Annotated in this window: 24 protein-coding genes and 2 tRNA genes; 11 read left to right on the top strand and 15 right to left on the bottom strand. The window is 69.5% G+C overall.

The annotated features are described in order from the left end of the window. Positions 1 to 255 precede the first annotated feature (255 nt). The 4 genes from BK819_RS15755 to BK819_RS15740 all read right to left on the bottom strand — a co-directional run bounded on the left by BK819_RS15755 (position 256) and on the right by BK819_RS15740 (position 3,963). Complete coding sequence (locus tag BK819_RS15755; RefSeq protein ID WP_071329964.1) at positions 256 to 1,608, bottom strand: MFS transporter; 1,353 nt, start codon at positions 1,606 to 1,608, stop codon at positions 256 to 258. 42 nt (positions 1,609 to 1,650) lie between these two features. Then, positions 1,651 to 2,865 carry an alpha-hydroxy acid oxidase gene (locus tag BK819_RS15750; protein ID WP_071329963.1) on the bottom strand — a complete coding sequence of 405 codons (1,215 nt, stop codon included), beginning with the start codon at positions 2,863 to 2,865 and terminating at the stop codon, positions 1,651 to 1,653. A gap of 152 nt (positions 2,866 to 3,017) precedes the next feature. Then, complete coding sequence (locus tag BK819_RS15745) at positions 3,018 to 3,746, bottom strand: GntR family transcriptional regulator (RefSeq protein ID WP_083391833.1); 729 nt, start codon at positions 3,744 to 3,746, stop codon at positions 3,018 to 3,020. Between the two features lie 144 nt (positions 3,747 to 3,890). Beyond that, positions 3,891 to 3,963, bottom strand: a tRNA-Ala gene (locus BK819_RS15740). 131 nt (positions 3,964 to 4,094) lie between these two features. Between BK819_RS15740 and BK819_RS15735 the strand changes: the two genes are divergently transcribed. From BK819_RS15735 to BK819_RS15725, 3 genes are all read left to right on the top strand, one after another. Continuing rightward, positions 4,095 to 5,459 (top strand): sulfatase-like hydrolase/transferase, encoded by a 1,365-nt coding sequence (locus BK819_RS15735; RefSeq protein WP_071329962.1) that lies wholly within the window; start codon positions 4,095 to 4,097, stop codon positions 5,457 to 5,459. Positions 5,460 to 5,577: 118 nt separating this feature from the next. Further along, positions 5,578 to 6,207 carry a hypothetical protein gene (locus tag BK819_RS15730; RefSeq protein ID WP_071329961.1) on the top strand — a complete coding sequence of 210 codons (630 nt, stop codon included), beginning with the start codon at positions 5,578 to 5,580 and terminating at the stop codon, positions 6,205 to 6,207. Beyond that, the gene (locus BK819_RS15725; RefSeq protein ID WP_071329960.1) at positions 6,204 to 7,391 is read left to right on the top strand and encodes a PrsW family intramembrane metalloprotease; all 1,188 of its coding nucleotides are present in this window, start codon (positions 6,204 to 6,206) and stop codon (positions 7,389 to 7,391) included. Before BK819_RS15730 ends, BK819_RS15725 begins: the two co-directional genes overlap by 4 nt. 64 nt (positions 7,392 to 7,455) lie before the next feature. On the opposite strand, the gene BK819_RS15720 is transcribed toward BK819_RS15725, so the two are convergent. Together BK819_RS15720 and BK819_RS15715 are read right to left on the bottom strand one after the other, a co-directional pair. Then, positions 7,456 to 7,546 (bottom strand) — tRNA-Ser (locus BK819_RS15720). A gap of 45 nt (positions 7,547 to 7,591) precedes the next feature. Beyond that, on the bottom strand, positions 7,592 to 8,638 hold the full coding sequence (locus tag BK819_RS15715; protein ID WP_071329959.1) for a hypothetical protein: 1,047 nt from the start codon (positions 8,636 to 8,638) through the stop codon (positions 7,592 to 7,594). Between the two features lie 176 nt (positions 8,639 to 8,814). On the opposite strand from BK819_RS15715, the gene BK819_RS15710 reads away from it, so the two are divergent. Continuing rightward, positions 8,815 to 9,597, top strand: coding sequence for a hypothetical protein (locus BK819_RS15710; protein ID WP_071329958.1), 783 nt, complete (start codon positions 8,815 to 8,817; stop codon positions 9,595 to 9,597). A gap of 3 nt (positions 9,598 to 9,600) precedes the next feature. Here BK819_RS15710 and cydC read toward each other — a convergent pair whose 3' ends face one another. From cydC to BK819_RS15685, 5 genes are read right to left on the bottom strand one after another with little or no spacing between them, the layout of a single operon-like run. Then, on the bottom strand, positions 9,601 to 11,268 hold the full coding sequence (gene cydC / locus BK819_RS15705; RefSeq protein WP_071329957.1) for a thiol reductant ABC exporter subunit CydC: 1,668 nt from the start codon (positions 11,266 to 11,268) through the stop codon (positions 9,601 to 9,603). Continuing rightward, complete coding sequence (cydD, locus tag BK819_RS15700) at positions 11,265 to 12,923, bottom strand: thiol reductant ABC exporter subunit CydD (protein WP_071329956.1); 1,659 nt, start codon at positions 12,921 to 12,923, stop codon at positions 11,265 to 11,267. The genes cydC and cydD overlap by 4 nt, the downstream gene beginning before the upstream one ends. Next, positions 12,920 to 13,948, bottom strand: a complete 1,029-nt coding sequence (gene cydB, locus BK819_RS15695; protein WP_071329955.1) for a cytochrome d ubiquinol oxidase subunit II — start codon at positions 13,946 to 13,948, stop codon at positions 12,920 to 12,922. The genes cydD and cydB overlap by 4 nt, the downstream gene beginning before the upstream one ends. Before the next feature lie 14 nt (positions 13,949 to 13,962). Further along, positions 13,963 to 15,378, bottom strand: a complete 1,416-nt coding sequence (locus BK819_RS15690) for a cytochrome ubiquinol oxidase subunit I (protein ID WP_071329954.1) — start codon at positions 15,376 to 15,378, stop codon at positions 13,963 to 13,965. Then, a complete protein-coding gene (locus BK819_RS15685; RefSeq protein ID WP_071329953.1) occupies positions 15,365 to 16,039 on the bottom strand; it encodes a metalloregulator ArsR/SmtB family transcription factor in 675 nt (224 codons plus the stop codon). Before BK819_RS15685 ends, BK819_RS15690 begins: the two co-directional genes overlap by 14 nt. A 100-nt stretch (positions 16,040 to 16,139) precedes the next feature. Between BK819_RS15685 and radA the strand changes: the two genes are divergently transcribed. Continuing rightward, the gene (radA, locus tag BK819_RS15680; RefSeq protein ID WP_071329952.1) at positions 16,140 to 17,507 is read left to right on the top strand and encodes a DNA repair protein RadA; all 1,368 of its coding nucleotides are present in this window, start codon (positions 16,140 to 16,142) and stop codon (positions 17,505 to 17,507) included. Positions 17,508 to 17,525: 18 nt separating this feature from the next. Here radA and BK819_RS15675 read toward each other — a convergent pair whose 3' ends face one another. From BK819_RS15675 to BK819_RS15660, 4 genes are all read right to left on the bottom strand, one after another. Beyond that, complete coding sequence (locus BK819_RS15675; RefSeq protein ID WP_071329951.1) at positions 17,526 to 17,936, bottom strand: dehydrogenase; 411 nt, start codon at positions 17,934 to 17,936, stop codon at positions 17,526 to 17,528. Between the two features lie 242 nt (positions 17,937 to 18,178). Beyond that, on the bottom strand, positions 18,179 to 18,823 hold the full coding sequence (locus BK819_RS15670) for a hypothetical protein (protein ID WP_071329950.1): 645 nt from the start codon (positions 18,821 to 18,823) through the stop codon (positions 18,179 to 18,181). Positions 18,824 to 18,884: 61 nt separating this feature from the next. Beyond that, complete coding sequence (locus BK819_RS15665; RefSeq protein WP_071329949.1) at positions 18,885 to 19,385, bottom strand: amino-acid N-acetyltransferase; 501 nt, start codon at positions 19,383 to 19,385, stop codon at positions 18,885 to 18,887. 201 nt (positions 19,386 to 19,586) lie between these two features. Continuing rightward, a complete protein-coding gene (locus BK819_RS15660) occupies positions 19,587 to 22,118 on the bottom strand; it encodes an ATP-dependent Clp protease ATP-binding subunit (RefSeq protein ID WP_071329948.1) in 2,532 nt (843 codons plus the stop codon). 174 nt (positions 22,119 to 22,292) lie between these two features. On the opposite strand from BK819_RS15660, the gene BK819_RS15655 reads away from it, so the two are divergent. The 6 genes from BK819_RS15655 to BK819_RS15630 all read left to right on the top strand — a co-directional run bounded on the left by BK819_RS15655 (position 22,293) and on the right by BK819_RS15630 (position 26,589). Beyond that, the gene (locus BK819_RS15655; RefSeq protein WP_071329947.1) at positions 22,293 to 22,901 is read left to right on the top strand and encodes a hypothetical protein; all 609 of its coding nucleotides are present in this window, start codon (positions 22,293 to 22,295) and stop codon (positions 22,899 to 22,901) included. Beyond that, positions 22,901 to 23,536, top strand: coding sequence for a hypothetical protein (locus BK819_RS15650; protein ID WP_071329946.1), 636 nt, complete (start codon positions 22,901 to 22,903; stop codon positions 23,534 to 23,536). The genes BK819_RS15655 and BK819_RS15650 overlap by 1 nt, the downstream gene beginning before the upstream one ends. After that, complete coding sequence (locus BK819_RS15645; RefSeq protein ID WP_071329945.1) at positions 23,536 to 24,288, top strand: hypothetical protein; 753 nt, start codon at positions 23,536 to 23,538, stop codon at positions 24,286 to 24,288. The genes BK819_RS15650 and BK819_RS15645 overlap by 1 nt, the downstream gene beginning before the upstream one ends. After that, the gene (locus BK819_RS15640; protein ID WP_071329944.1) at positions 24,285 to 24,521 is read left to right on the top strand and encodes a helix-turn-helix transcriptional regulator; all 237 of its coding nucleotides are present in this window, start codon (positions 24,285 to 24,287) and stop codon (positions 24,519 to 24,521) included. Before BK819_RS15645 ends, BK819_RS15640 begins: the two co-directional genes overlap by 4 nt. Positions 24,522 to 24,683: 162 nt before the next feature. Then, positions 24,684 to 25,025 carry a hypothetical protein gene (locus BK819_RS15635; protein ID WP_071329943.1) on the top strand — a complete coding sequence of 114 codons (342 nt, stop codon included), beginning with the start codon at positions 24,684 to 24,686 and terminating at the stop codon, positions 25,023 to 25,025. Positions 25,026 to 25,167: 142 nt separating this feature from the next. Continuing rightward, positions 25,168 to 26,589: a dicarboxylate/amino acid:cation symporter gene (locus BK819_RS15630; RefSeq protein WP_177173854.1), complete on the top strand. Its 1,422-nt coding sequence runs from the start codon at positions 25,168 to 25,170 to the stop codon at positions 26,587 to 26,589. The last annotated feature ends 108 nt before the right edge of the window (positions 26,590 to 26,697 follow it).

Genomic DNA, 26,697 nt, shown 5'->3' with positions numbered 1-26,697 from the left:
CCGCAGGGCAACTTCTCTATCTTACCGATCTCGTTTCCGTTGTCAAGTCCGAGTTTCTTCGGCCTGACCGTGGGAACGGATCAGCATCCTTCATCCTGTTCACTCAGAGTGTGTGGGATTCGGGAGGTGTTCGATGCTTGACGGGAGCCGGTCCGAGGACCTCCGCTCAACCGTTTGGGGCGAACAGGTAATAACTTACGTGGGTTCCGAGCATCGGGCAAATCACCGTCGATTCCCGGGCGTGTCGCCCGCCCCTCAGTCCGCGGCCCTTCCCGCCGGCGCGAATCCGGAGGAGTCGGAGTGGTCCTCGGGCTGCAGATCCCCGACGCGCTTCGGCGTCGCGACGACGGCCAGCAGCGACACCAGGCAGGCGCCGATGACGAACAGCACCACGAGCCAGAGTCCTCCCCCGGCGGCCGCGACGAGAGCGGAGGCGATGAGGGGGGTCGGCCCCGCGACCAGAGCGCCGTTGAGCTCTCGGGCCGTCGCGACGCCCGTGAAGCGGTAGCGGGTCGGGAAGAGATTCGTGAGGAAGGTCCCGGTGGAGGCGGCGGTCGCTCCCACCGCGATGACACCGAGCGCCGTCATCCCGAGAGCGGCCAGCACCGGGTCGCCGGACTGCAGCGAGAGGAAGACCGGGTACGTGAGGACGATCCCGGCGACGGAACCGAAGACGACCACGCGCTTGGCCCCGAAACGATCGACCGCGACTCCACCGAGGACGGGAGCGAAGGCGGTGAGCAGCGAGGACACCAGGACCGCGATCAGCGCCTCGACCCGGGGCATGCCGACCGTCAGCGTGAGATAGCTCAGCGCGAAGGCGCTCAGCACGTAGTTCGTCACGTTGTGACCGCACACACTGAAGAAGCCGAGGAAGAGCTCGCGAGGACTGCGCCGGAAGAGCTCGGCCAGGGGCACCTTCATCGCGGTGTGCTCGGCGTTCGCCACGGCGTCCCGGTACTCGGGCGTCTCCTCGAGACGGCGACGGATCCACAGCGCGAGGACGAAGAGGACGGCGGAGACCAGGAACGGGATGCGCCAGGCCCAGCCAAGCAGCACGTCGCCGGGAAGCATCGAGGCGAACGTGAATGCCAGCGTCGCGAGGAACGCTCCGCCCGGGGCCCCCGAGGTGACCAGTCCGATGACCCTTCCCCGGCGCGGTTCGGGCGCGTACTCCGCGACGAGCGTGAGGGCACCGGCGAGTTCCGCTCCGGCACCGAAGCCCTGGATGAAGCGGAACAGGATAAGCAGGATCGGCGCGGCCACCCCGATCGCCTCGGCGGTCGGGAGGAGCCCGATGCCCACGGTCGCGATCCCCATGAGCACGATGGTCAGGATCATCGCGGGCTTCCGGCCGACCCGGTCGCCGAGGTGGGAGATGAGGAGGCCGCCGAGCGGCCGCACGACGAAGCCCACGGCGAAGGTCGCGAAGGCGAGCATCGAGGCGGAAGCCGGGATGACGTCCGGGAAGAAGAGCGGGCCGATCACGAGGCCCGCGGCGGCGCCGTAGAGGGCGTAGTCGTACCACTCGATGAGGGTGCCGAAGTAGGCGGCGGCGATCGCGCGCCTCGCCTGCGGGGTCATGGTGCGCTGCTGTTCGTGGGCCATGGGGTGTCCTTTCGTCATTGAAAAGTGCTGGCGTGGTCGTGGCTATCCGGTGGGCGCGAGGACCGCGGTCCCCCGGCCGCGCAGCTCGGCGGTCGTGCGCACGCCGAGAAGCTGCATCGTCGACAGGGTCTCGTCCGCCACGAGGTCGAGCGCCCGCTCCACTCCGATGCGGCCGCCCGCCATGAGGCCGTACATGTATCCCCGGCCGAGGAAGACGAAGTCGGCCCCCGCGGCGATCGCGGCCACGACGTCGAGTCCGCTGCGGATACCGGAGTCGAGCAGGAGGGGGATGTCGTCGCCAAGGGCGGCCCGCACGGCGCCCACGACCTCGATGGGCGCGATCGCACGGTCCAGCTGGCGCCCACCGTGGTTGGAGAGCCAGATGGCGTCCGCGCCGGCGTCGATGAAGCGCTCGGCGTCGGTGGCGGAGAGGACGCCCTTCACCACGATGGGCCCGGCCCAGTTCCCCCGCAGCCACCGCACGTCGTCCAAGGACAGGGCGGGATCGAACATGCTGCTCACCACGTCGGTGACGCTTCCCGACCGCGGACCGAAGTTCGCCATGGCCGGTGCGTCGTGCGCCAGGAGGTCGAGCGACCACGCCGGGTGGAGTGCCGACTGCGCGGCAGTGCGCAACGTCAGCCGCGGCGGCATCGAAAGCCGGTTGCGGTCGTCGCGGTAGCGCTGCCCCGGGACCCGGGTGTCGACGGTCAGCACGAGCGTGTCGAACCCTGCCGCGGCGGCCCGCTCGATCAGGGCGAGCGACGCGGCGCGATCGCGCCGCAGGTAGAGCTGGAACCAGCGGCGCGCACCGGGGGCCGCGTCTGCGACGTGCTCGATGCTCCGCGTGCCCATCGTGGAGAGCACGAAGGGCACGTCGCGGCTCGCGGCCGCGCGCACACCGTCGGTCTCGCCGGTCGCCCGCATGAGGGCGGTGAGACCGATCGGCGCGATGCCGAGCGGCATCGCGTGCTCGCGTCCCAGCAGCCGGGTAGCGAGTGACGCCCCCGCGGCGCTCTCCGTGACGGAGGGCACGAACTTCCGACGGGCGAAGGCCGACTCGTTGTCGCGCGCAGCCTGCTCGGTCACCGCAGCACCCTCGACGTAGTCGAAGACGAATCCGGGAACGCGTCGCTTCGCCAGCCGTCGGAGGTCGTCGAGGCTGCGGGCTTCAGCCACGCGCTTCGCCTCGGTGGGAAACGCGGGCGGAGCGAAGCTCAACAGCTCGGTGAAGGTGCGGATACGACGTCGCAACAATCCTGGATCCTCTCGGCAACTCCCATCGAGGCCGAAGAGCCGACCGCGGTGTCGGCACCCACCATAGCCGTCGAATATCTTGGCCACAATAGGCATATTCCTGAGATATATCTAAAGCGCTCATGACGCCACGAGGACGAGGCGAGGGTGGTTCAGGCCTCGAGGAAAGCGTGGAGGACGAACTCCCGCAGCTCGACGAGATGACGGCGCATGGCCTCCTCGGCGGCTTGCGGATCTCCGGTGCGGATCGCCTCCAGCACCTGCTGGTGTCCGTTGTTCTCGACGTCCGAGTGGATGCGCGCATCGATGGCCGGGATCAGATGATGACTCCGTGTCGTCTCGTCGAACAGGCCGCTCATGAGCGTCTTCGCCCGAGCGTTGCGCGCCGCGCCGAGGATGCACTCGTGGAACGCGCGCGCCGCGTCGGTCAGCTCCGCCGTACCGGAGCCGCTGCGCTGCGCCTCCAGGATCGAGCTGAGCTCCTCGACGAAGGCCTCGTTGCCGTAGCGGGTCGCCCCCGCCGCCATCGGCGGTTCGATGATCAACCGCAGGTCGAGCACCTCGCGCACCTCGTTGATGCCCAGCGGGCGGACGACGTATCCGCGTCGGGGAAGGGCGACGACGAGCCCCTCGACGACGAGGATCTGCAGGGCCTCACGCACCGGCGTCTTCGACACCCCGAAGCGCGCGGCCAGCTCGGGCTCGATGACGACCTCGCCCGGGGCGAGCCGGGTGCGGACGATGTCGTCCCGGAGCGCCACGTACACCTTCTGCGTGCGCGACAGCACCCGATTCCCCTCGCCGAGGGCCGCGGCACGGCGCTGGCTGTCGACGGCATGCGTATGCAGGGTCGAGCCGGATTCGCTGGGCGTCGCGTCCATGTCCTCAGCCTAGGGGCACCGAATCGACCCCCGGCCGCTGCTGAGCGGTCTCGTCGCAGCGGTCGAATCGGCCCCGTGCGCCAGCTCCAACGAAAGAACCTCACCCCGCGAGCTGCGGGGCGAGGTTCCTTCGTTCTGTTCCTGTGGACCTAAGGGGATTCGAACCCCTGACCTCCTCGATGCGAACGAGGCGCGCTACCAACTGCGCCATAGGCCCGTGAACGACATCTACGTTATCACGCTCGGGATCCCGGACACGTCGAGCGTTGAAGTTCGCTGATCTATCGCTGGCGACCCACCGCGGTGGGTCGTATCTTTGGCGATGGCGGAGTCGAAGGGGGCACGATCTTGACCACGCGACCGAACATTCTGTTCTTCCATGTCGACAACCTGGGGTTCGGCGAACTCAGCTGCTACAGCGGCGGTCCGTTGCGGGGCGTCTGGACCAAGCGCATCGATGAGTTCGCGGCACGCGGGTTCCGCATGACGAACTACGCCCCCGAAGCCCAGTGCACGCCGACCCGTTCGGCTCTGATGACGGGGCGGTATTCGATCCGTTCCGGCACCCACAGCGTGCCCCTCGGCGCTCCGGGCGGATGGGGACTCGTTGCGTGGGAGCGCACCCTCGGCGACGTCCTCTCCGAGGCCGGGTACGCGTGTGCGGTGTACGGCAAGTGGCACATCGGCGAAGGCGCGGGGCGCTGGCCCACCGACAAGGGGTTCCGGGAGTGGTACGGACCGGCCCGCACCTACGACGAGGCGCTGTGGCCCTCCGATCCCTGGTACGACCCCGAACGCGACCCGGTATCGCGCATGCGGGAAGGCACGCACGGCGACGCGGACGTGACCGAAGGCGTCCAGCTCACCCTCGACGTGCGGCGGGACGTCGACCGCGAGTACCTCGAGCGCGCGGAACGCTTCATGCGCGCATCGGTCGATGAGGACAAGCCGTTCTTCGTCTACTTCAACCACTCGCTCATGCATATGCCTGTCCTCGCCCGGGAAGAGTTCCAGGGCACCTCCGGCAACGGCGAATGGTCGGACGCGCTCCTCGAGCTCGACGCCGACTTCGGCCGCATCGTCGACCTGATCCACGAGCTCGGCCTCTCCGACGACACGATCATCGTGTTCGCCGGTGACAACGGCCCGGAGGAGGTACTCACCTGGCGCGGCACGCCGGGCTTCTTCGAAGGGTCTTACTTCGCCGGCGGCGAGGGGAACCTGCGCACCCCCTGCATCGTGCAGTGGCCCGGCCACGTCGCCGAAGGCGTCGTCAGCAACGAGATCATGCATGTGACCGACTGGTTCACCACGCTGATCTCCGCAGCCGGCGCGGAGTTGCCCGACGACCGCGTCATCGACGGCGTCGACCAGTCGAACTGGCTCGCCGGTCACCAAGAGGCGTCGGCACGTGACGGCTTTCCCTACTGGATGGGTGAGAAGCTGTACGGCGTCAAGTGGCGGAACTTCAAACTCGCTCTCGTCGCCCAACGCTACGCGAACGATCCACCGGCAGAGCTGAGCTCGCCGCACCTGATCAATCTGATCACGGACCCGCAGGAGCGCGAGCCGATCGACGCGCAGTACCTGCACAGCTGGACGATCACGCACTTCAACCGCATCCTCGGCGAGTTCCGCGCTTCGGTGCAGCGCGAGCCATTGATCCCCGCAGGTGCACCCATAGACCACATCCCGGGGCCGACCGGAGGCTAGGCCCCGTCGGCGACTCTTCTCCAGCGCGGTCGCCATGGTGATGTTGACGAGGTCTGCTCGCCCCTGACAGTGTCGTGGAAGGCGGCGCATCGGCTACCACCAGACGGAGAGGTTGTCGATGTCGCGAGTCGCGTCCGCGGACGAACGGGTGGCGGTCGAGCATCGAGTGCTCGGGTTGGACAGGCGCACGTTCGCGAAGGCGATCTTCGTCGGGGTCGTGTTCCTCGTGTTCACGGTCGTGATCCCCCGCATCGATGCGGCGATCCCCTGGAACGACCCGGTGGTCGCCGGTGACGAGCTCGCACTCACCGAGGACATCGCTTTCACGCCGGCCGTGGGGTGGAACATCGAGGCGGGTCACCGCCTGAACGCGGACGGGTCTGTGGACCAGAGCGGCGACGCGACGCTCACGGGCTCGGGCGTTGAGTTCGATGTGACGACGGGCGCCTTCGAAGGCACCCCGCAAGAGTTGCTCGCTCAGATCGACAAGGTCACCGCGGCAACCGTCGACCCCGCTTTCCGCGTCGACGGCGCTGCGGCGACCATGCGCACCGACTCCGGTGAGAGCGGAGTCCTTCAGCAGTACAGCAGCATGAACGAGGACGGCGTCATCACCGCATTCGTCATCGACGGAACGGGAATCAAGGTGACCGCACACGGCTCGCCCGCGCAGATGAAGGCTGCGGCACAGCAGATCGCCGACATGGTCGCCAGCATCCGTACCCTCGACGCGGAGGACGCCTCATGAGCCAGCAGACACTCGGCACCGCAACGCTGGACCCCGAGGAGCGGCAGCGCGTCGCCATCGACATTTCCGGGTGGGGGCAGCCGTTCCGGTTCGTCCAGCTCCGCAACCTCTGCTTCTGGGTGTACGTCGTGCTGACCGGCATCGGTGTCGTGCACATCTGGTCGTACTTCCGCAGCGACGTCGTGTTCTACGCCGAGCCGTTCGCCGTCGCCGCCGTTCTGTGCCTGCTCAGCGGGGCGGCGTGGGCCGGATGGTTCCACCACATCGACCGGTGGGAACGCCAGCCCGGCGGGTTGATCGCCGCTGCCCTGGTGTGGGGTGCGATCCCGGCGACGTTCGCGTTCGCTCTGCCCGTCAACTCCGCCATGCTCGGCATCTACCCCAAGCTGTTCGGCCAGGACTGGGCTGCGAACTGGGCGGCAGGCCTGACCGCTCCCTTCACCGAGGAACTCGCGAAGCTCTGCGGTCTCATCCTGCTGATGGGGCTCGCCCCGCGCCTCATCCGCACCGCGAACGACGGACTCATCATCGGCGCCTTCCTCGGCCTCGGCTTCGCCGTCTTCGAGGACTTCCTCTACGCCGCCAACGGCACCATGACCTCGCTCAGTGCGAACCCGGACAGCGCCGCTGTGACGATCTCCATCACCCGCATCGCCACCAGCGCGGTTTCGCACCCTCTGTTCAGCGCCTTGGTCTGCAGCGGCGCGATCTACATCCTCGGCACGGCTGCTCAGCCGCGGCGTGTGCTCCGCGGCATCCTGTTCGTCCTCGCCGGCATGTTCCTCCACTTCACCTGGGACGACGCCACCGGTCTCGGCGGCGGGAACGGTCTGGGGGTCGTCGCGGTCATGGCCGGGTCCGTCATCCTCGCCCTCGTCATTCTCAGCATCGCGTTCCGCCTCGCCGCGCCCCGAGAGCACCAGTTCGTGCGCGACCTTCTCGCGCCCGAGGTCGCAGCCGGCACCGTCACCGACGAGGAGATCGAGGCCATGGTCGACCGCAAAGCCCGGAAGACATGGTTGCGAGCCGCTCCCGGCCACCGCGAGAGGCGAGCCCGAAAGCACCTCCGTCACGCCCTGTTCGACCTCGTGCACGCCATCGCCCAACCGGACGACAAGCACGCCGAAGAGCTCGAGCACGCCCGCGGCGAGGTCTCCAGGCTCCGCATCCAGGCTCGGAGCTGAGGCGCATGCAACCCCGCTGATGGGCGGGGACACGGAAAAACCCCCGATTTCTCGGGGGTTTCCATGGCGGTGACGGTGGGATTTGAACCCACGGTAGGGGGTTACCCTACACAACTTTTCGAGAGTTGCACCTTCGGCCGCTCGGACACGTCACCGCGGATCAGTTTACGACACCGGGGCCGAGCGCGCGAATCGGCGGGTCACCAGGCGGTGGCGACCTCGGCGTGGGCGCGGAGGATGCCCTTCGTGGATCCGGCGGGGGCACGCCCGATGCCGCACTCCGTGGCGACGCCGAACTTCGGCGCGAACGGGACGGCCGCGGCGATCCGGCGACGCGCACCCTCCGCGCCGTCCTCCCGGTGCACGAGGCCGAGGTAGAGCTCCTCGACCGGGGTGAGCGCGGCGAGTGGGGCGAAGTAAGCCTCGTCGTCGTGACCGATCGGCACGGGAAGGTGCAGCCAGGTGAGCGGGCGATGGGCCGCGGCGATGACCGCATTGGCGTAGCGGACGAGGGAGCCGGCGTCGGTCGGCTCGAAGAAGTGCTTCTCCCCCGCGTCGCCGTAGCAGAGGTGCACGCCCACCTCCACGCCGTCCGGGACGGCGTCGACGAGGGCGGCCAGACGCGAGACGAGTCCGTCGAACGGGTCACCGGGCCACCACGCCGCCATGACGGCGCCGTAGCCGGAGGCCCCCTCGAGGATGCCCATCTCGCTCGCGACGTCCCACTGCACCGCGAGGTCGTCGTGCGGGATCGCCGCGAGGATCTCGTCGAGCTCGCGGAGCATCGCGGCGGTGTACACGGGCTCGATCGCGGCCCGGTCGTCGCCGTGGAAGAAGGAGGAGATGACGGCGAGCGGGGTGGGCAGCGACACCTGGAACCGGGTGCCCGCCGGGATGGCCCCCTCCTCACGCAGCCGGGCGAAGAGCCCGTACGACTCGATCGCGGCCGAGGCGTACCCCAGCGGAGGCAGCACGATCGTCGCCGGGTCCACGCCCTCGGCGATCCGGAGACCCCGTGCGTCGATGCCGGCGGGGAACGGGATGGGCTCGTCGCCGATCCGCTCGATGCCGTCCGCCTGGCCGATGACGTCGGGCTGGAACATGATCCAGTGGAACCGCTTGCCCACCTCGCCGTCCGGGATGCGGCGCAACCGGTCGCCGAGCAGCTCCGCCGCCGTGCACATCGTGGTCTCGGCGTCGTCGAAGTTCACACTGCCCACGAGAAGGGCACCCTGGGGCTGCGTCATGGCCTCAGGATATCCCTCGCCGACCCACCCCCTTCCGGCCGAGCCACCCCGCTGCGTGCGGGCGGAAGGGGGTGGGACACACGCAAGGGGGTGGGTCGGCGAGGGGAGGTCGGGATTAGGATTGCCTAAGAACCCGCCGCCTCCGGGGGCAGAACGACGGGAAGGATGCAAGCAGCATGGGATTCATCACGTCTGCGGCGCTCGCCGAGACCGGATACGTGGTCCTCGACGACGAGACCACCCCGGTGGACCCGTCCGAGTGGCGGGACCTCGAGTACGTCGGCTGGCGCTCCTCCGGCATCACCCGCTTCGCGCCCCTGACGAGCTACGCGGGCGACATCGACTGCAACGGCTTCTGGAACCACACGCCGCCGCGCACCGACAAGGACGGCGTCTGGATTCCCTCACAGGTCGCGATCGCCCCGACCCTGCAGCGCCGCGCCCTGGCCCCGGGCGCCGGCGTCGGCCGCTGCCGGGTCATCGAGCTCCAGCCGAACGACTACGCCGACGCGATCTACAACCTGCACCAGGACGACAACAACCGCCTCAACGAGCCGGGCACGGGCTGGGTGGTCCGCGGGTATTACAACCTCACCGATGACACCGACTCGATGCTCATCCTCCGCTCCGACCGGTTCGACCCGGCCACCGAGGTCCGCCTGCCGCTGCGCGCCGGCTCCCGGATCATCGTCGACACGCAGCGCTTCTGGCATGCCGTATGGCATCGCGGTACCGGCCCCCGGTACGCGCTCATCACCTCCTGGACCAGCGGCCCTGAGCTCGACGCATACATCGCCGCGCACCACGGCGACCCGCATCCGCCGACGGTCGACCTCGACCCGCGTGTGGTGGACGAGGCCCAGGTCGAGATGCACCGCCGGATCGAGGAGCGCCGTCGCGCGTTCGAGGCGCAGGGCATCGTGATGGAGCCGCCCGCCGACATGAACCTCGTCGGCTGAGGCTCAGACCGTCCGGCCGCCCTCGATCCGCACGACCCGGTCGACCGTCCCCGCGGGCGGCGCCACGTGCGAGATGAGCAGCACCGACTGCTCCCCCGTCGCCTGCAGCAGGTCGCGCAGGAGAGCGTCCGAGGCCTCGGGGTCGACGCCCGCCGTCGGCTCGTCCAGCACGAGCACCGGGAAGCCACGGAGCAGCGCGCGAGCCAGAGCGATCCGCTGCGCCTGACCGCCGGACACCAGCGCACCGCGGTCGCCCACCCGCGCATCGAGCCCTCCGCGCTCGCGCACCCACGCCGCGAGTCCCACACGGTCGAGCACGGCGAGGAGTTCTTCGTCGGTGGCCGTGTCCCTGGCGAAGAGGAGGTTCTGCCGCACGTCCTCGTCGAAGAGCTGCGGCTGCTGCTCGCACAGACCGACGACGCGGCGCAGCGAGGGCCCGGACAGCGCCGCCGCGTCGAGATCGCCGATCCGGTATTCGCCGTTCACGCGGAGGAACCCGACGAGCGCGGCCGCCAGCGAGCTCTTGCCCGCACCGCTCGCGCCGGAGACGAGCATGCGCTCGCCGGGCGCGAGGTCGAGGTCGATGCCGGTCAGCGCCGCTGCTCCTCCGGGCCAGTGCGCCGTGACTCCCCGTAGCGTGAGCGCGGGGACGCCGTCGACCTCGACGTCCTCCCCCGCGTCGGTCCGCAGCTCCGGCGGCATCCGTTCGGGCAGCACGTCCACGATGCGCTCCGCGCTCGCACGGACGCTCCGCCACGAGGCTGCCGCGATCGGAACGGCACCGAACACCTCGAACACGACCATCGGCACGAGCACCGCGACCGCGAGCCACGGGGCGTCGATGACTCCGGTGGCGAGGCCAGGGGCCGCCACCGCGAGTGCCCAGACGGATGCGACCCCTGCCATGAGCGAAACCACTCCGGCCGCGACGGCCTGTGCGAGCGACGCCCGGCCGACGACCCGACGCAGGGCGGCATCCGCCACCCGGATCCGCTCTCGGGCCTGTGACTCCGCGCCGAACGCGAGCAGCACATCGAGGCTGCCGAAGTAGTCGACGAGGGCGGCGGACACCTCGGCCCGCCGTGCCGAGACCGCGGCCTCCGCACGGGAGCCGAAGATCCAGCCGAGCCCGACGGCGGCGAGCGCGGCGACGAGGAGGCAGACCGCGAGGGTCAGCGCGGCGGGCGGCGAGACGAAGGCGAGGAAGCCGACGGCTCCCAGGGCGACGACGCCCGAGACCGCGAGCGGCTGCACGACCCGGAGCGGGAGGTTCTGCAGATTCTCCACGTCGTCGACAAGTGCCGCGAGCACCTGGCCCCGGTCCGTCGCGCCGAGCCCCGCCGGCGAGAGCGGGATGAGGCGGCGCACCATGTCGGACCGGGTCGTCGCGAGCTGCCGCAGCGCGGCGTCGTGACCGCTCAGCCGCTCCAGGTACCGCGTGACGGCCCTGGTCACGGCGAAGAACCGCACCCCGACGACCGCGATGGACAGCGGCACGAGGGAGTCGACGATCGACGCGCTCACGATCAGCCAGCCGCTCACCGCGAGGAGGCTCACTGCGGCCGTCGCCGACAGCACACCCCAGATCAGCCCAGGGAGGAAGCGTCGGAACGGCGGCTGCGCGAGCCGGAGCACCTCCCGGACCCGGTCGCTGCGGTTGGTCTCGATCATGCGCTCACCCCCAGCGCCACGATCCGGTCGGCGATGTCCCTGGCCGAGCGGCGGTGCGAGACGAGCAGGACGGTGGCGCCGGCATCCGCCCGTGCGCGCAGCGACCGCCACAGCCGCTCCTCGGTGTCGGCGTCGAGGGCGCTGGAGGGTTCATCGAGAGCGAGCAGCTTCCCGGGCATTCCGTCGTGGCGGTACAGCGCCCTGGCCACCGCGACGCGCTGCGCCTGACCTCCCGACAGCCCTGCGCCCTGCACACCCAGCACACGGTCGGCCTCGATCCCCTCGGCGCAGGCGGCATCCAGAGCGCTCCGCACACGGGCGAGGTCGGGAGCAGCATCCCCGAGGGCGACGTTCTCCGCGACCGTGCCGCGCAGCAGCCCCGGAGCCTGCCCGGCCCAGGCGAGCCAGTCGGAGGGCGCGAGCTCGGCGATGTCCCGTCCTCCCCAGGTCGCCGTGCCCGTGTGGTCCACCGCGCCACGGAGGGCGGCGAGCAGACTCGACTTGCCCGAGCCGCTCGGCCCCTCGATCAAGGTCACCGTCCCCGGCTCCGCGACGAACGACACCGGCGGGAGGTCTCGCACGCGGAGTCCCTCGACCACGAGCTCGCGTCCCGCCTGCACGACCCCGACACGACTGTCAGCCGAGTCCACGGGGTTCGGTCGTGCATCCGTGCCGGGGTCGTGCGGGCGCACGCCACCGCGGTCCCGGTCACGCGCGGCATCCAGCACGTCGAACACGTCTTCCGTGGCCGCGACCCCTTCGGCCGCCGCGTGGAACTGCACGCCCACCTGACGGATGGGGAGGAAGGCCTCCGGGGCGAGCAGCAGCACGAAGAGCCCGACCTCCAGACTCAGGTCACCCGACAGCAGGCGGAACCCGACCGCGACCGCGATGAGCGCGACCGCGAGCGACGACAGCAGCTCCATCGCGAACCCGGAGAGGAACGAGAACCGGAGCACCTTCATGGTCTCGCGGCGGTACTCGTCGGCGGTCACCTCGATGCGGTCGGCCGCCCGGCGGTCCCGGCCGAACAGCCGCAGCGTCGACAGCCCCTGCACCGTGTCCGCGAAGCGGGCGGCGAGGTGCTGCAGCGTCTGCCACTGCTTCTTCTGCACCGTGCGGGTCGCGATGCCGATGAGGATGAGGAACAGCGGGATGAGCGGCAGGGTGATGACGGCGGTGAGCCCGCTCGGCCAGTCCTGCCACCACATGACCGCGACGAGCACCGGCGTCGCGATGACGGTGAGCACGAGCTGCGGGATGTACCGGGCGAAGTACGCATCCAGGGCTTCCAGGCCGTGACCGGCGGTGACGGCGACCTGGGTCTGGTTGCGCCGTGCGAGCCAGCCCGGGCCGAGACGCCCGACGGCCGCGACGAGCGCCGCGCGCAGTTGCATCCCGGTCCGGGCGGCGGCCTGGGTGCCTGCGGCGTCGGACGCCGCGATGAGCAGACCCCGCAGGAGCGCGGTCCCGAGCAGCCAGAGCAGGGTCACCGTGACGTCGCGCCCCGCGATCGCGCCCACGACCGCCTCGGTGAGGAGCCAGGCGAAGGCGATCGTCACCGCGGTCTGGAGGATGCCGATCGCGGCCGACGCCAGGAGGAACCCCCGGGCGGCGGCCGCGTATCGGAGCAGCCTCGGATCGACGGGTTTCACGCGTGCGCCGGAGCCCCCTCGATCGACCGGCGGGTGACGCGCTTGCGGAACACCCAGTAGGTCCAGGTCTGGTACGCGATGACCAGCGGGAGTGCGATCAGCGCGGTCCAGCTCATGATCTGCAGCGTATACGGGGTGCTGGACGCGTTGGCGATCGTGAGGCTGTACGCCGGGTCGATGGTCGACGGCATGACGAACGGGAACAGGGCGGAGAACAGCATGACGACGGCGAACATGACCGTGAGCATTCCGGCGAAGAACGCCCACCCGTCGCGACGGACGAGCGAGAAGCCGACCGCCGCGATCAGGCTGACCGCCGCGAGCGCACCGGCGCCGATGACCAGCCAGAGCAGCGGGGCCTCGCGGCCCATCGCGATCGCGACCGTCCAGATCACCGTCGCGGCGGCGCCGAGGATCGTCGGGATGGCCGCCTTCTTCGCGAGCTTCTGTGCATCCTCGTGCACCTGACCGTCCGTCTTCAGCGCGACGAACAGCACGCCGTGCAGGAAGAAGAGCAGCAGGGTCGTCACACCGACCAGCAGCGCGTACGGGTTGAGCAGCGAGAAGAAGCCGCCGACGTAGATGTGGTTCTCATCGATCGCCACCCCCTGCACGATGTTGCCGAAGGCGACGCCCCAGAGCAGCGCAGGGACGACGGAGCCGATCACGATCATCCGGTCGAAGCCCTGCTTCCACTTCCGGCTCTCCCGCTGATGGCGGTACTCGAACGAGACGCCGCGGAGGATGAGCGCGAGCAGGATGAGCAGCAGCGGCAGGTAGAACCCGCTGAACAGCGTGGCGTACCACTCGGGGAACGAGGCGAAGAGCGACGCCCCGGCCACGATGACCCACGTCTCGTTGAGGTCCCACACGGGACCGATCGTGTTGATGACCTGTCGGCGGGACACGTCGTTCTTGCCGAGGAACGGCAGCGACATGCCGACACCGAAGTCGAACCCGTCGAGGACGAAGTAGCCGACGAACAGGAAGGCGACCACCCAGAACCAGATCGTTGCGAGATCCATGATGCTCGTTCCTCTCAGTACACGACCGACGGCAGCTGAGCCGTCTCCTCATGGGGCTGTTCGTCGGTGTCCGGCCCCTTCTGGGCGGCCTTGACGATAAGCCGGACCTCGACCACGGCCAGCGTGGCGTAGATCGCGGTGAAGGCGATCAGCGAGATCAGGACCTCAAGCCCGCTCACGCCGGGCGAGACGCCGTCGCGGGTGGACATCAGGCCGAACACGATCCAGGGCTGTCGACCCATCTCGGTGAACACCCAGCCCATGATGTTGGCGGCGAGCGCGAGCGGGAACGACCAGATCGCGACCTTCCACATCCACGGCGCGACCGGCTTCGTGGCCTTCTTGCGGGTGACCCAGAGGCCGGCGACGGCGACGAGGGCGGCGGCCATGCCGAGGCCGATCATCCAGCGGAACGACCAGTACGTGATCCACAGGACGGGGGCGAAGTCGGTGAGGCCCGTGCTCGCATACGTCTGGGCGTACTCGGCGTTCAGGTCGTTGATGCCGTGCACACAGGCGTCGAGCGTGTGGGTCGACAGCAGCGACAGCAGATACGGCACCCGGATCGAGAACAGCTCCGAGCTGCCGTCCGGCGTGCCCAGCGTGAAGAGGCTGAAGGAGGCATCGGCGCCGCAGACGGTGTTGAACGTCGCCTCGGCGGCGGCCATCTTCATCGGCTGCGCCGCGTACATCGCCAGGCCCAGCTGGTCGCCGGTGAGCACGACGCCCGCGGTGGAGAAGATCATCGCCCAGAGGCCGAACTTCAGCGAGATGCGCATCGTGTCGAAGTGCTGCCCGCGCGCCAGGTGCCAGGCGGACACCGAGATGACGACACCGGCGGCGAACATGAGCGCGCCGAAGATGGTGTGCGGGAACGCGGCGAGGGCGACGGGGTTGGTCAGCAGCGCCCAGAAGTCGGTGAGCTCGGCGCGGTTGGTCACCTCGTTGTACGTGTAGCCGACCGGGTTCTGCATGAACGCGTTGGCGGCGATGATGAAGTACGCCGACAGGATGCTGCCGATCGAGACGCACCAGATGGTGGCCAGGTGGATCTTCTGCGGGAGCTTGTCCCAGCCGAAGATCCAGAGGCCGATGAAGGTCGCCTCGAAGAAGAACGCCAGCAGCCCCTCGAAGGCGAGCGGGGCGCCGAAGACGTCGCCGACGAAGCGGGAGTAGTCCGACCAGTTCATGCCGAACTGGAACTCCTGCACGATGCCGGTGACGACCCCCATCGCGAAGTTGATGAGGAAGATCTTGCCGAAGAAGCGGGTGAGGTGCAGATACTGCACCTTGCCCGTTCGCACCCACGCGGTCTGGAAGATGGCGGAGACGAGCGCCATGCCGATCGTCAGTGGGACGAAGAGGTAGTGGTAGACGGTCGTCAGGCCGAACTGCCATCGGGCCAGGGCGAGCGGATCAAGCCATTCCATGAGCGACTCCCGTTCTGTTCGACGTCTGCGCGGCGGTGTCGCGCAGCTGCACGGTGCATTCGGAGGGGAGCGCAGCCTCGCGCACGCACTCGGCTTCGAGCGGACCCCCCGCTTCTGCAAGGATGCCCTGCATCAGCCCGAGATGCACCTGGCACAGCATCGGGCGGTCCTCCGGCCGGCCGGCCGCGTGCGGGCACGGGCTCAGATCGACGGTCAGACCGCGGTCGTCCACGACCGGCTCGAAGCCGCTCTCCTCCAGGTGCTCGACGAGCGCGTCGAGCTGGTAGGTGGCGTCCTTGCCGAGGGCGGTCCCGGTACCGGGGAGGACGCTGCGGAGGAGGTCGCCGCGACGGGCGGCGGCCTTGGCCTTGTTCCGCGCGACCGGGCTGGAGGCATCCGGCGCACCCGTGGCAGCGCGGTACAGCGTGCGCGGGCGACCGCGCGTGGTGCGGTGCTCCACGGTCGGGATGACGTAGCCGCCCTCGATGAGCCGCTGCAGGTGCTCGCGCACCGTGTTCGGGTGGAGGCCGGTGGCCTCGCACAGATCGCCGATCGCGAGTTCCCCGGAGGCACCGGAGTGCCCGGCCTCGAAGAGGAGGTGCAGGATGCGCACCCGGGAGTAGCTGGAGATCGGCCCGCAGACGGACCCGCCGTTGGACATGTCTCAATTATCGGCCGGGGTCGGTGCCCGGTGGGGGAACCGGGCCGTGAATAATCGCCTGGTCGATAGGGATGTCTGATGCCGCCGATAGCCTGAGGGCATGGCCACCCGGAAACCTGCTCCCCCCGCGTACGTCTGCACCGAGTGCGGGTGGACGTCGGCGAAGTGGGTCGGTCGCTGCGGGGAGTGCCAGCAGTGGGGCACGGTGCAGGAGCAGGCCGCGCAGACCGGCATCCTCCGACGCGTGAACGCGCTCCCTCCGACCGCCGATCGCGCGGCGCGCCCGATCACGCAGATCACGACGCAGGACGCGCCGCGCCGCACGAGCGGGGTCGGCGAGTTCGACCGGGTGCTCGGCGGGGGCATCGTGCCGGGTGCCGCGATCCTCCTCAGCGGCGAGCCCGGCGTCGGCAAGTCCACCCTGCTGCTCGAAGTCGCCGCGCAGGCCGCGCGGAGCGGGCGTCGGGTGCTCTACGCGAGCGCCGAGGAGTCGCCGGCCCAGGTGCGTCTGCGGGCGGAGCGGACGGGGGCCCTGCACGATGAGCTCTACCTCGCGAGCGAGACCGACCTCGCCACCATCCTCGGTCACATCGACGATGTGCAGCCGCAGCTCGTCATCGTCGACTCCGTGCAGACCGTGTCGTCGTCCCTCACCGACGGCGCTGCCGGCCAGCCCAGCCAGGTGCGGGAGGTGGCCGCAACCCTGATCCGGGTGGCGAAGGAGCGCGATCTGCCGATCATCATCGTCGGGCACGTGACGAAAGACGGCCAGGTGGCGGGGCCGCGGGTACTGGAGCACCTCGTCGACGTGGTGTGCCATTTCGAGGGTGACCGCCAGACCTCGTTGCGCTTCATCCGCGCGCTCAAGAACCGCTTCGGTCCCACCGACGAGGTCGGCTGCTTCGAGATGACCGGAGACGGGATCGCCGAGGTCCCGGACCCCTCCGGTCTCTTCCTGTCGCAGGGCGCCTCCGAACCCGGGACCTGTGTGGCCATCTCCCTCGAGGGCCGTCGTGCCCTCCCCGTCGAGGTGCAGGCGCTCACCGTGCCGAGCAACGCTCCGAACCCGCGCCGCATCGTGCACGGCCTCGACTCCTCACGGGTGGCCATGGTGCTGGCGATCCTGGAGCGACGGGCGGGCGTGCCCACCGGCAGCCTCGACGTCTACGTATCCACGGTCGGCGGCGTGCGCTTCACCGAACCCGCGGCCGACCTCGCCATCGCGATCGCCGTCGCCGGGTCCATCCAGATGATCTCGGTTCCGCGCACGGTCGCCGCCGTCGGCGAGCTCAGCCTCGCGGGCGAGGTGCGGCCGGTGACGCAGGCGGCGCAGCGGCGGTCCGAGGCCGCCCGACTCGGCTACGAGCAGGTGGTCGATGACCGCTCGAAGACCCTGCGCGCGGCGCTGGGCGACATCCGGGCACGCAACAGCACCCGTCGTCCCGACCACGATATCCCGCCGTTCTGAGCCGGAGGACCGCCCGGGTCAGGCGTCGAGCGCCTTGAGCAGCTCCACCGGGTCGGCCTGCATCGGGTGCGGTCCCGCGATGTCGAGGAACACGGTCGTGATCGGGTGCGCGGAGAGGAAGGCGCGCAGCCAGGCGGCGTCGTAGATGCCGACGCCGGGCGGCAGGTTCGCGGGCTTGTTCTTCGCGTCGCTGAAGAGCAGCAGAGCGAGGTCGCCCGAATTCGGGTCCCGATAGGTCCACACCTCGCCGCTGTCGAGCGGGTTGTCACGGGCTCCGGGCTTGATGAGCGGGACGACCGTGGTGCCGTGGCGCAGCGCGAGGGCGACGGCGGCGACGTCCTGCTTCTCGAGGGCGAGCGCCAGAGCCTCCGACCGGAAGTCCTCGGGCGCGGGCTTCTTCTTCGCGGACTTCGACTTCTTCGCTGCCATGGTTCCAGCTTAGGCATCGGGGCGGCGTGGCGGCGCCGGAGAAAGATTGGGGCCCTCTCGAGTCCTCCATTGGGGACTGGGGTACTCGAGAGGGCCCTCGGACTCTCGAGCGGCGGTGTCGAAGCGCTGGGGACGCTGTGATTCGACGCCACTGGGGATGGCATGTTGCCGCATAGCGGGAGAGTCACCTCTATGGTATCCCAAAGACCGGGCCCTGTCAGCACAAGTACCGGTCGGGGCTCTCAGAACAGAAGGATCTGGGTGGTGGTGGCGCTGGGGAACCCACCGATGGACACACCCACGTGATATGAGGAGCCACCGCCGGGCGCGCGCTGCCGGTTCTCCTGCGCGCAGGTCTCGACGCTGGATCGGGTGCGATCCCAGACCACCGGCTCCTTGCTCACCACGGTGGACCCGGCGGTGAGTGTGGCGATCATGCTGCTCGGGTTCTCCTGGCAGTCGGTCGAACGCCACCACACGTCCGAGCCGCTGGAGACCGTGAAGACCTGGGTCGTGGAGCCCACGTCGATCGTGCAGTCCCTGGCGCCCTTGTTGGTCAGCGAGATGGAGAGCTTCGGCGACGCGCCGTCGGCGTAAGACTCCGCGTCCGTCACGGCCTTCACCTCGACGTCCTTCGCCTCGCACGCGACGACAGCCGGAGTGGCGTCGGCGGATGGCGAAGGCGCCGGCGAGGCGGAACCGGACGGCGTGGGTCCGGGAGAAGCGGAGGAGGTCGGCGCGGGCGCCGGCTCCTGCGCGCCGGTGGCCGCCCACGGCCGGGCGACGAGGAGCCAGACGGAGCCGCCGACGAGCGCGACGACGAGGATCAGCCCGAGCAGCACGGCCAGCCGCCGACGGCGGTACACGGCGGCGGAGTGACGGGGCATGCCTCCAGGTTAAGCGATCCCCCTCCGCGAGCCTGGGAGGCGCGAGGCGGTCGGCCCGGCCTCAGAGCACCTTGAGCATGCGCGTGTTGCCGAGCGTGTTCGGCTTCACGTGCGCCAGATCGAGGAACTCCTCGACACCGGCGTCGCCACTGCGCAGGAGCTGCGAGTACACGTCGGGGTCGACGACCTGTTCCCCGATCGGGGTGAAGCCGCGACGCCCGAAGAAGTCGACCTCGAACGTGAGGCAGAACAGGCGGGTGAGCCCGAGCGCGCGCGCGTTCTCCTCGAGCCGCTCGACGATCGCCCGTCCGACGCCGTGGTGGAGCCAGTCGTCGCGGACGAGCAGGGTGCGCACCTCGCCGAGGTCCTCCCAGATCACGTGCAGAGCCCCGCAGCCGATCAGCTCGCCGTCGGCCTCGGCCACGACGAACTCCTGCACGGCGCCGTAGAGCACGGCGAGGTCCTTGCCGAGCAGGATGCGCTGCTCCACCATCGGCTGGAGCAGGTTCCGGATGCTGACGATGTCGGCGCTGCGGGCCGGCCGGACGATGTACGCGCTCACCCGACCAGCCTAGGACCCGCCCCTCCCGACGACTCCCAGACGCGGCACAGCTTCGGAGATCCCGGCCGACACCCCGGCGCCAGGGAGCCGCGCCCCGTGTGTCGTCTCTCATCTCCGAAGCTGTGCCCAGACGCGACGGGGTGGAGACGACGAAGGGGCGGATGCCGTCGCATCCGCCCCTTCGGGTGATCGTGTCGAGGATCAGTCGTTGCCGGTGATCGCCAGGTCGGGCGTGCCCGAGATCGCGCCGCCGCCGGTGTTCACACCGACCGCGACCTTCTCGCCGCGCGGGCCGTGCTCGAACAGGAACTCCCCGTCCTTCGCGTCGACCTTCACGTGGTCACCCGAGTCGAGCTCGCCGTGCAGGATCTTCTCCGACAGACGGTCCTCGATCTCGTGCTGCATCGCGCGACGCAGCGGACGCGCACCCAGGGCCGGGTCGAAGCCGATCTCGATCAGGCGCTCCTTGGCGGACTGCGACAGCTCGATCGTCATGTCGCGGTCGAGCAGACGCTCGCCGAGGCGCTTCGTGAACAGGTCCACGATCTGCACCAGCTCGCTCTTGCTCAGCTGCGGGAAGACGATGATGTCGTCGACGCGGTTGAGGAACTCGGGCTTGAAGTGCCGCTTGAGCTCCTCGTTGACCTTGCCCTTCATCCGCTCGTAGCTCGTGGCGTTATTGCCCTCGATCTGGAAGCCGACGGGGCCGCCGGCGATGTCGCGCGCACCGAGGTTCGTGGTCATGATGATGACCGTGTTCTTGAAGTCCACGATCCGACCCTGACCGTCGGTGAGGCGACCCTCTTCCAGGATCTGCAGCAGCGAGTTGAAGATGTCCGGGTGCGCCTTCTCGATCTCGTCGAAGAGGACCACGCTGAACGGCTTGCGCCGCACCTTCTCGGTGAGCTGGCCACCCTCTTCGAAGCCGACGAACCCGGGAGGGGCACCGAACAGCCGCGAGACGGTGTGCTTCTCGCCGAACTCGCTCATGTCGAGCGAGATGAGCGCGGCCTCGTCGTCGAAGAGGAACTCCGCGAGCGCCTTGGCCAGCTCCGTCTTTCCGACGCCCGTGGGGCCGGCGAAGATGAACGAGCCCGAGGGACGCTTCGGGTCCTTGAGGCCGGCACGCTGACGACGGATGGTCTTGGAGAGCGCCGCGATGGCCTCCTCCTGACCGATGACGCGCTGGTGCAGCGCCTTCTCCATGAAGACGAGTCGGCTGGACTCCTCCTCCGTCAGCTTGAACACGGGGATGCCGGTCGCCTGGGCGAGAACCTCGGCGATCAGTCCCTCGTCGACGACCGCCTGGGTCGCGACGTCACCCGCACGCCACTGCTTCTCGAGACGCAGACGCTCGGCGAGGAGGCTCTTCTCCTCGTCGCGCAGCGAGGCGGCCTTCTCGAAGTCCTGCTCCTCGGAGGCGATCTCCTTCTGCTCGCGCACGGCGGCGATCTTCTCGTCGAACTCGCGCAGCTCGGGCGGGCTGGACAGGATCGACAGACGCAGGCGTGCGCCCGCCTCGTCGATCAGGTCGATGGCCTTGTCCGGGAGGAAGCGGTCGGAGACGTAGCGGTCGGCGAGGTTCGCCGCGGCCACGATCGCGCCGTCGGTGATCTGCACCTTGTGGTGCGCCTCGTACCGGTCGCGCAGCCCCTTGAGGATGTTGATCGCGTGCGGCAGCGTCGGCTCGTTCACCTGCACCGGCTGGAAGCGGCGCTCGAGCGCGGCGTCCTTCTCGAAGTGCTTGCGGTACTCGTCGAGCGTGGTGGCACCGATCGTCTGGAGCTCACCGCGGGCGAGCAGCGGCTTGAGGATGCTGGCCGCGTCGATCGCGCCCTCGGCGGCACCCGCACCCACGAGGGTGTGGATCTCGTCGATGAAGACGATGATGTCGCCGCGCGTGCGGATCTCCTTGGTGACCTTCTTCAGACGCTCCTCGAAGTCGCCGCGGTAGCGGGAACCGGCGATGAGCGAGCCGAGGTCGAGCGAGTAGAGCTGCTTGTCCTTCAGCGTCTCGGGCACATCGCCCTTGACGATCGCCTGGGCAAGGCCCTCGACGACGGCGGTCTTGCCGACGCCGGGCTCGCCGATCAGGACGGGGTTGTTCTTGGAGCGGCGGGAGAGGATCTGCATGACCCGCTCCGCCTCCTTCTCGCGCCCGATCACCGGGTCGAGCTTGTTGTCGCGCGCGGCCTGCGTGAGGTTGCGACCGAACTGGTCGAGCACCTGCGAGCCGCCCTGCGCACCCGAGGGGGTGTCGTTGGACTGCGCGCCGACGGACGCGGGCTCGCGGCCCGGAGCGCCGGAGAGCAGCTGGATGACCTGCTGCCGCACCTTGTTGAGGTCGGCGCCCAGCTTGACGAGCACCTGAGCGGCCACGCCCTCACCCTCGCGGATGAGGCCGAGGAGGATGTGCTCGGTGCCGATGTAGTTGTGACCGAGCTGCAGGGCCTCGCGGAGGCTCAGCTCGAGCACCTTCTTGGCGCGCGGCGTGAACGGGATGTGGCCGGTCGGCTGCTGCTGACCCTGGCCGATGATGTCCTGCACCTGCTCGCGCACGGCGTCGAGGGAGATGCCGAGCGACTCCAGCGCCTTGGCTGCGACGCCCTCGCCCTCGTGGATGAGGCCGAGCAGGATGTGCTCGGTGCCGATGTAGTTGTGGTTGAGCATCTTCGCCTCTTCTTGGGCGAGGACGACCACTCGACGGGCTCGGTCCGTGAATCTCTCGAACATGTTGACTCCTTATTCGCACGGGGCGAAGACGCATGAAGCGCTTGTACATCGAGAGTAACGACCAGAAATGGCGGGTATGCCCGTGTTCGCCGTGGGCATAGCGAGGCCTTGACGGGTTTATCGACAGTCGTTATGTTAACGAAAGTCGATAAACACGGACTGGGAGGAGCCGACGTGCGGAACACGGAACGAACGCTGTCGACGGGGGACCGCGTGGCGCTGGCGCTGTTCATCCTGGTGGGAGCTTTCATCGCGATCACCTCCGTCTGCCTGGCCACGGTGCGGATCGTGGAGCTCACCTCACAGGCGACGATCCCTGTCAGCGTGGAGTTCATCGATGCGCCCGCGATCGCGACCGCAGACGAGGAGAGCCTCCCCGTCGTCATCGATGCGGGGGTGGTCACGGTGACCGGTCTCCCCGCGACCGGAGTCGTGCCCGGCGTGCTCGGCCAGATCGCGTTCGCGGTCACCACGGCAGGACTCGTCGCCGCTCTGATCACCCTGAGCCTGCGCATCCTGCGCGGGACCGTCTTCGATCGCACGAACACGAGGCTGGTGATGGGGGCGGCCATCCTGGCCCTCGTGGGGGCGGCCGCCGCCCGCTTCTTCGACAACATGCTCGCCGGCGCCGCCATGGCCCAGGTGACCGAGGGGTCGTTCGACACCGCGGTGCTCACCGTCGAGCCGTTCCCCTATCTCCTCGGGGCCTTCGCCGCCGCCATCGTGGGAACGGTCTTCGTCGTCGGGGATCGCCTGCAGCGCGACACGGAGGGACTGGTCTGATGACCGCCACCACCGCCACCCGCTCCGAGCGAGCCGATGCGAGCGCGGTCATCTTCTATGCGGCGGCAGCCCTTGTGGCCGTCGGCCTCGCGACGGTGCTCCGCGTGGGCAGCACCTTCCGCGACGACGGGATCGCGTGGACGCTCCCCATCGACGAGCAGCCGATCTCGGCGACCACCGACTCCGGGCAGATCTCGATCGAGGGCATCGCGCAGGAGGCGATGGTCTTCGCCACGGGGGTGAACAGCGTGTCGATCGCCGCCATCGTCGCCGCCACCGCGCTGTGGGCCCTGGCCGCCGTCGCCGTCATCGGTGCGGTCACGCTCGTCGCCTGGAACTTCCTCCGCGGCCGATTCTTCGTGGCGGGCAATGCACGCGCCTTCGACGTGATCGGCTGGACGCTGGTGCTCGCACCGATGGCGATCGTGATGCTCGAGACGATGGGACGCAACGGCGTGACCGCGGCCCTCGGCCTGGGCGACGGCGAACCGGTGCATCCGATCGAGTTCTGGGCCGTCGCCCCCATCTTCGCCACCGGGGTCACCATCGGCCTCATCGCCGTCGCCTTCCGTCGCGGCATCCGGCTGCAACAGGAGAAGGTCGTGCTGGAGAAGGAGACGGAGGGACTGGTCTGATGATCTCGTTCGGCTCGGAGGCCGTCTGGCCGTCTCTGCTCAACATCGGGATCGCGCTCGCGGTGTGTGCGGCCGTCGTCGCCCTCGTGGTCTGGAACAGCCGTCGCCGTGGCAGCCGCACGGTCGCCCTCGACGCGGCGCTCACGCTGTCCGGATGGTGGATCACGCTCTCCGCACTCGGCGCGGTGGTCATCGTCGTCAAGGCGTTCACCGTCGACTGGGCGGAGTTGCACGGCCGGACGATCGTCTTCCTCGACTGGCCCTCGAGCCTCCCGTGCTCGGAGTACGGCGACAGCACGACGACGATGCTCACCTGCGGCGGTACGGAGCTGTCGGACTTCACGGTCGGAAACGCCTCGCTCGGGCTGCGCCTCCTCGCCGCGGCCGCACAGCTCAGCACCCTCGCCCTGACCACGATCCCCGCCGTGGTCCTCGCGCTCATCTGCTTCCACACCCTCCGCGGCCGCGCGTTCTCCCGCACCGTGACCCGCGCCCTCGTCGGGGGCGCGATCGCGTTCGGGGTGCTGGGCGTCCTCTCGGATCTCCTCAACGGCATCGCCGCCACCACCGGACTGCGCGAGGCCCTGCCGGCGGACAGCACCTGGTACCCGCACACCTACTGGCTCACCGTCACACCGCTGCCGTTCGCCGCGGCGCTCGGCCTCCTCGCCCTCGCCGCGGTGTTCCGTCAGGGCATGCGCGTAGAGCAGGAGCGGGCCGCCCTGGAGCGCGAGACGGAGGGCCTGGTGTGAGCCCGGCGGAGAGCGACGACGAGTTCACCGGCATCCACTGCCGTCTGGACGAGCTGCTGGTCGCCCGCGGGATGACGCTGACGGAGCTGAGCGCCGCCGTCGGCGTCAGCATCGTGAACCTGTCCGTGCTGAAGAACGACCGCGCCCGCGCGATCCGCTACTCCACGCTGCGGGCCATCTGCGAGGCGCTCGACTGCGAGGTCGGCGACCTCCTCGTCCTCGCCGACCGCTGACCCCTCTCGACCCACCCCCTTCCGCGCACCCCGGCCCCTTACGGACGCACGCAGGGGGCCGGGACGCACGAAGAGGGGTGGGTCGGCGGGAGGGCGAGCACGGTCACGCACGGGAACGCAAGCCCCTTCTATGAGTCGGCTGTGAGTGGGTACCGTCGCCTCATGATCAGCACCCGCATCCCCTCGCGTCGCGGCCTCCGCCTCCTGGCGATCGTCCCGGCCGCTGCCCTCGCCTTCTCCCTCGCCGCCTGCGCCGGAGAGAGCCGTCCCTCGGTCGGCGAGGTCGCCGACGGCATCCAGAAGGTCTTCGAGGGCACCCCGCAGGAGGAGGCCATGACCGACGACGCCGCCACCTGCCTGGCGGAAGCCCTCGTCGACTCCGACCTCAGCGACGAGACGCTCGGCTACATCGCCGACGGCGAGGACAAGCAGCGGGACGAGGCCGACAAGGCCCTCACGACCCAGATCATCCAGGACAACCTCCAGGACTGCGTCACGCCCTGAGGGCGGCACGCAGCGAAGGGTGACGGCCTGGGAGGGCGGCCGTCATCCTTCGTCATAACCGCCCAGGGAATTCTCAGGCTCTCCTAGCGTTGAGCCTCATGGCGTGCACCCGGCGCGCCGCGATTCTGGAGTCCCCACCTCAATGAGCACCACCGCACGCGCCCAGAAGGCGCCAGACACCCGCGGGCCGGTCCGGAAGCTGCTGACCTCGTTCGGCTTCCAGATCATCGCCGCCCTCGTCCTCGGCATCGCCGCCGGTCTGATCGGCCGCCAGCTTGGCGCCACGGCCGAGAACCCGACCGGCCTGTCGGCGACCCTCGACACGATCGGCAGCTCCTACGTCACGCTGCTCCGCGCGGCCGTCGTCCCGTTGATCTTCACCGCGATCGTCGCCAGCATCTCGAACCTCCGTCGCGTGCAGAACGCCGCCCGCCTCGCCGGCCAGACGATCCTGTGGTTCGCGATCACCGCCTTCATCGCGGTCATCATCGGCATCGTCCTCGGTCTCGTGATCCAGCCGGGCAGCCGCGCCGGCGAGGGCCTGGAGCCGGGCGAGCCATACACGGTCGGCACCTGGTGGAACTTCCTCCTCGGCCTCATCCCGCAGAACTTCCTCGGCCTGACCGTCAGCACCTCCCCCGGAGCCACCGAGGGCGCGTTCACCTCGAGCGTCGGCTTCAACATCCTCCAGGTGATCGTGGTCGCGGCCGTCGTCGGCATCGCGGCGCTCAAGGCCGGCAAGAAGGCGGAGCCGTTCCTCGTCTTCACCGAGTCTCTGCTCAAGGTCATCCAGCGCGTGCTGTGGTGGATCATCCGCATCGCCCCGCTCGGCACGTTCGGCCTCATCGGCTCCGCCGTCATCAAGTACGGCTGGGAGAAGCTCGCGTCGCTCGGCTGGTTCGCGGCCGCCGTCTACATCGGCCTCGCGCTCGTGCTGTTCGTCGTGTACCCGATCCTGGTGCGCACGCACGGCCTCTCCATCAAGCAGTACTTCTCGGGTGTGTGGCCGGCGGTGCAGCTCGCCTTCGTGAGCCGCTCCTCCATCGGCACGCTCCCCCTCACGGAGCGCGTGACCGAGCGCAACCTCGGTGTGCCCCGCTCCTACGCCTCGTTCGCCGTGCCGCTGGGCGCGACGACGAAGATGGACGGCTGCGCCGCGATCTACCCGGCCATCGCCGCGATCTTCGTCGCGCAGTTCTTCGGCATCGAGCTGAACTTCGTGCAGTACCTGCTGATCGTGATCGTCTCGGTCGTGGGTTCCGCCGCCACCGCCGGCACCACGGGCGCGGTCGTCATGCTCACGCTGACGCTGTCCACCCTGGGTCTGCCGCTCGAGGGCGTCGGCCTGCTGCTCGCGATCGACCCGATCCTCGACATGGGCCGCACGGCCGTGAACGTCGCCGGTCAGGCCCTCGTCCCCGCGATCGTCGCGAAGCGCGAGGGCATCCTCGACGAGGAGCTCTACAACGCGCCGCGCGAGGGCCTGCCCTTCGCCGACGACTCCGGCGGCGACGCCCCCGAGGCCGACGCCGCTTCCACCCCGGAGCCCGCCGGCGCACGCTGACCCGGTCTCCTCACGAGCGCCCCACCTCCGTCAGGACGTGGGGCGCTCTTCGTCTCTCCCTCCCTCCCGCCGTCGACCCGCCCCTTTGCGTGCCTCCCGGCCCGTTGC

Origin of the sequence: Microbacterium sp. LCT-H2 (assembly GCF_001866135.1) — a bacterium.
In the GTDB taxonomy this organism is placed as follows: domain Bacteria; phylum Actinomycetota; class Actinomycetes; order Actinomycetales; family Microbacteriaceae; genus Microbacterium.
This window is presented reverse-complemented; position numbering and strand designations above follow the sequence as displayed.

Excerpts from the sequence above, each read along its gene's own strand:
- BK819_RS15675 (WP_071329951.1), bottom strand. The coding sequence starts at position 17,936 with ATGGCAGCGAAGAAGTCGAAGTCCGCGAAGAAGAAGCCCGCGCCCGAG.
- cydB (WP_071329955.1), bottom strand. The coding sequence starts at position 13,948 with ATGGATCTCGCAACGATCTGGTTCTGGGTGGTCGCCTTCCTGTTCGTC.
- BK819_RS15650 (WP_071329946.1), top strand. The coding sequence starts at position 22,901 with ATGACCGCCACCACCGCCACCCGCTCCGAGCGAGCCGATGCGAGCGCG.
- BK819_RS15630 (WP_177173854.1), top strand. The coding sequence starts at position 25,168 with ATGAGCACCACCGCACGCGCCCAGAAGGCGCCAGACACCCGCGGGCCG.
- BK819_RS15645 (WP_071329945.1), top strand. The coding sequence starts at position 23,536 with ATGATCTCGTTCGGCTCGGAGGCCGTCTGGCCGTCTCTGCTCAACATC.
- BK819_RS15660 (WP_071329948.1), bottom strand. The coding sequence starts at position 22,118 with ATGTTCGAGAGATTCACGGACCGAGCCCGTCGAGTGGTCGTCCTCGCC.
- BK819_RS15635 (WP_071329943.1), top strand. The coding sequence starts at position 24,684 with ATGATCAGCACCCGCATCCCCTCGCGTCGCGGCCTCCGCCTCCTGGCG.
- BK819_RS15710 (WP_071329958.1), top strand. The coding sequence starts at position 8,815 with ATGGGATTCATCACGTCTGCGGCGCTCGCCGAGACCGGATACGTGGTC.
- BK819_RS15745 (WP_083391833.1), bottom strand. The coding sequence starts at position 3,746 with ATGGACGCGACGCCCAGCGAATCCGGCTCGACCCTGCATACGCATGCC.
- BK819_RS15670 (WP_071329950.1), bottom strand. The coding sequence starts at position 18,823 with ATGCCCCGTCACTCCGCCGCCGTGTACCGCCGTCGGCGGCTGGCCGTG.
- cydC (WP_071329957.1), bottom strand. The coding sequence starts at position 11,268 with ATGATCGAGACCAACCGCAGCGACCGGGTCCGGGAGGTGCTCCGGCTC.
- BK819_RS15755 (WP_071329964.1), bottom strand. The coding sequence starts at position 1,608 with ATGGCCCACGAACAGCAGCGCACCATGACCCCGCAGGCGAGGCGCGCG.
- BK819_RS15725 (WP_071329960.1), top strand. The coding sequence starts at position 6,204 with ATGAGCCAGCAGACACTCGGCACCGCAACGCTGGACCCCGAGGAGCGG.
- radA (WP_071329952.1), top strand. The coding sequence starts at position 16,140 with ATGGCCACCCGGAAACCTGCTCCCCCCGCGTACGTCTGCACCGAGTGC.
- BK819_RS15715 (WP_071329959.1), bottom strand. The coding sequence starts at position 8,638 with ATGACGCAGCCCCAGGGTGCCCTTCTCGTGGGCAGTGTGAACTTCGAC.
- BK819_RS15690 (WP_071329954.1), bottom strand. The coding sequence starts at position 15,378 with ATGGAATGGCTTGATCCGCTCGCCCTGGCCCGATGGCAGTTCGGCCTG.
- BK819_RS15685 (WP_071329953.1), bottom strand. The coding sequence starts at position 16,039 with ATGTCCAACGGCGGGTCCGTCTGCGGGCCGATCTCCAGCTACTCCCGG.
- BK819_RS15730 (WP_071329961.1), top strand. The coding sequence starts at position 5,578 with ATGTCGCGAGTCGCGTCCGCGGACGAACGGGTGGCGGTCGAGCATCGA.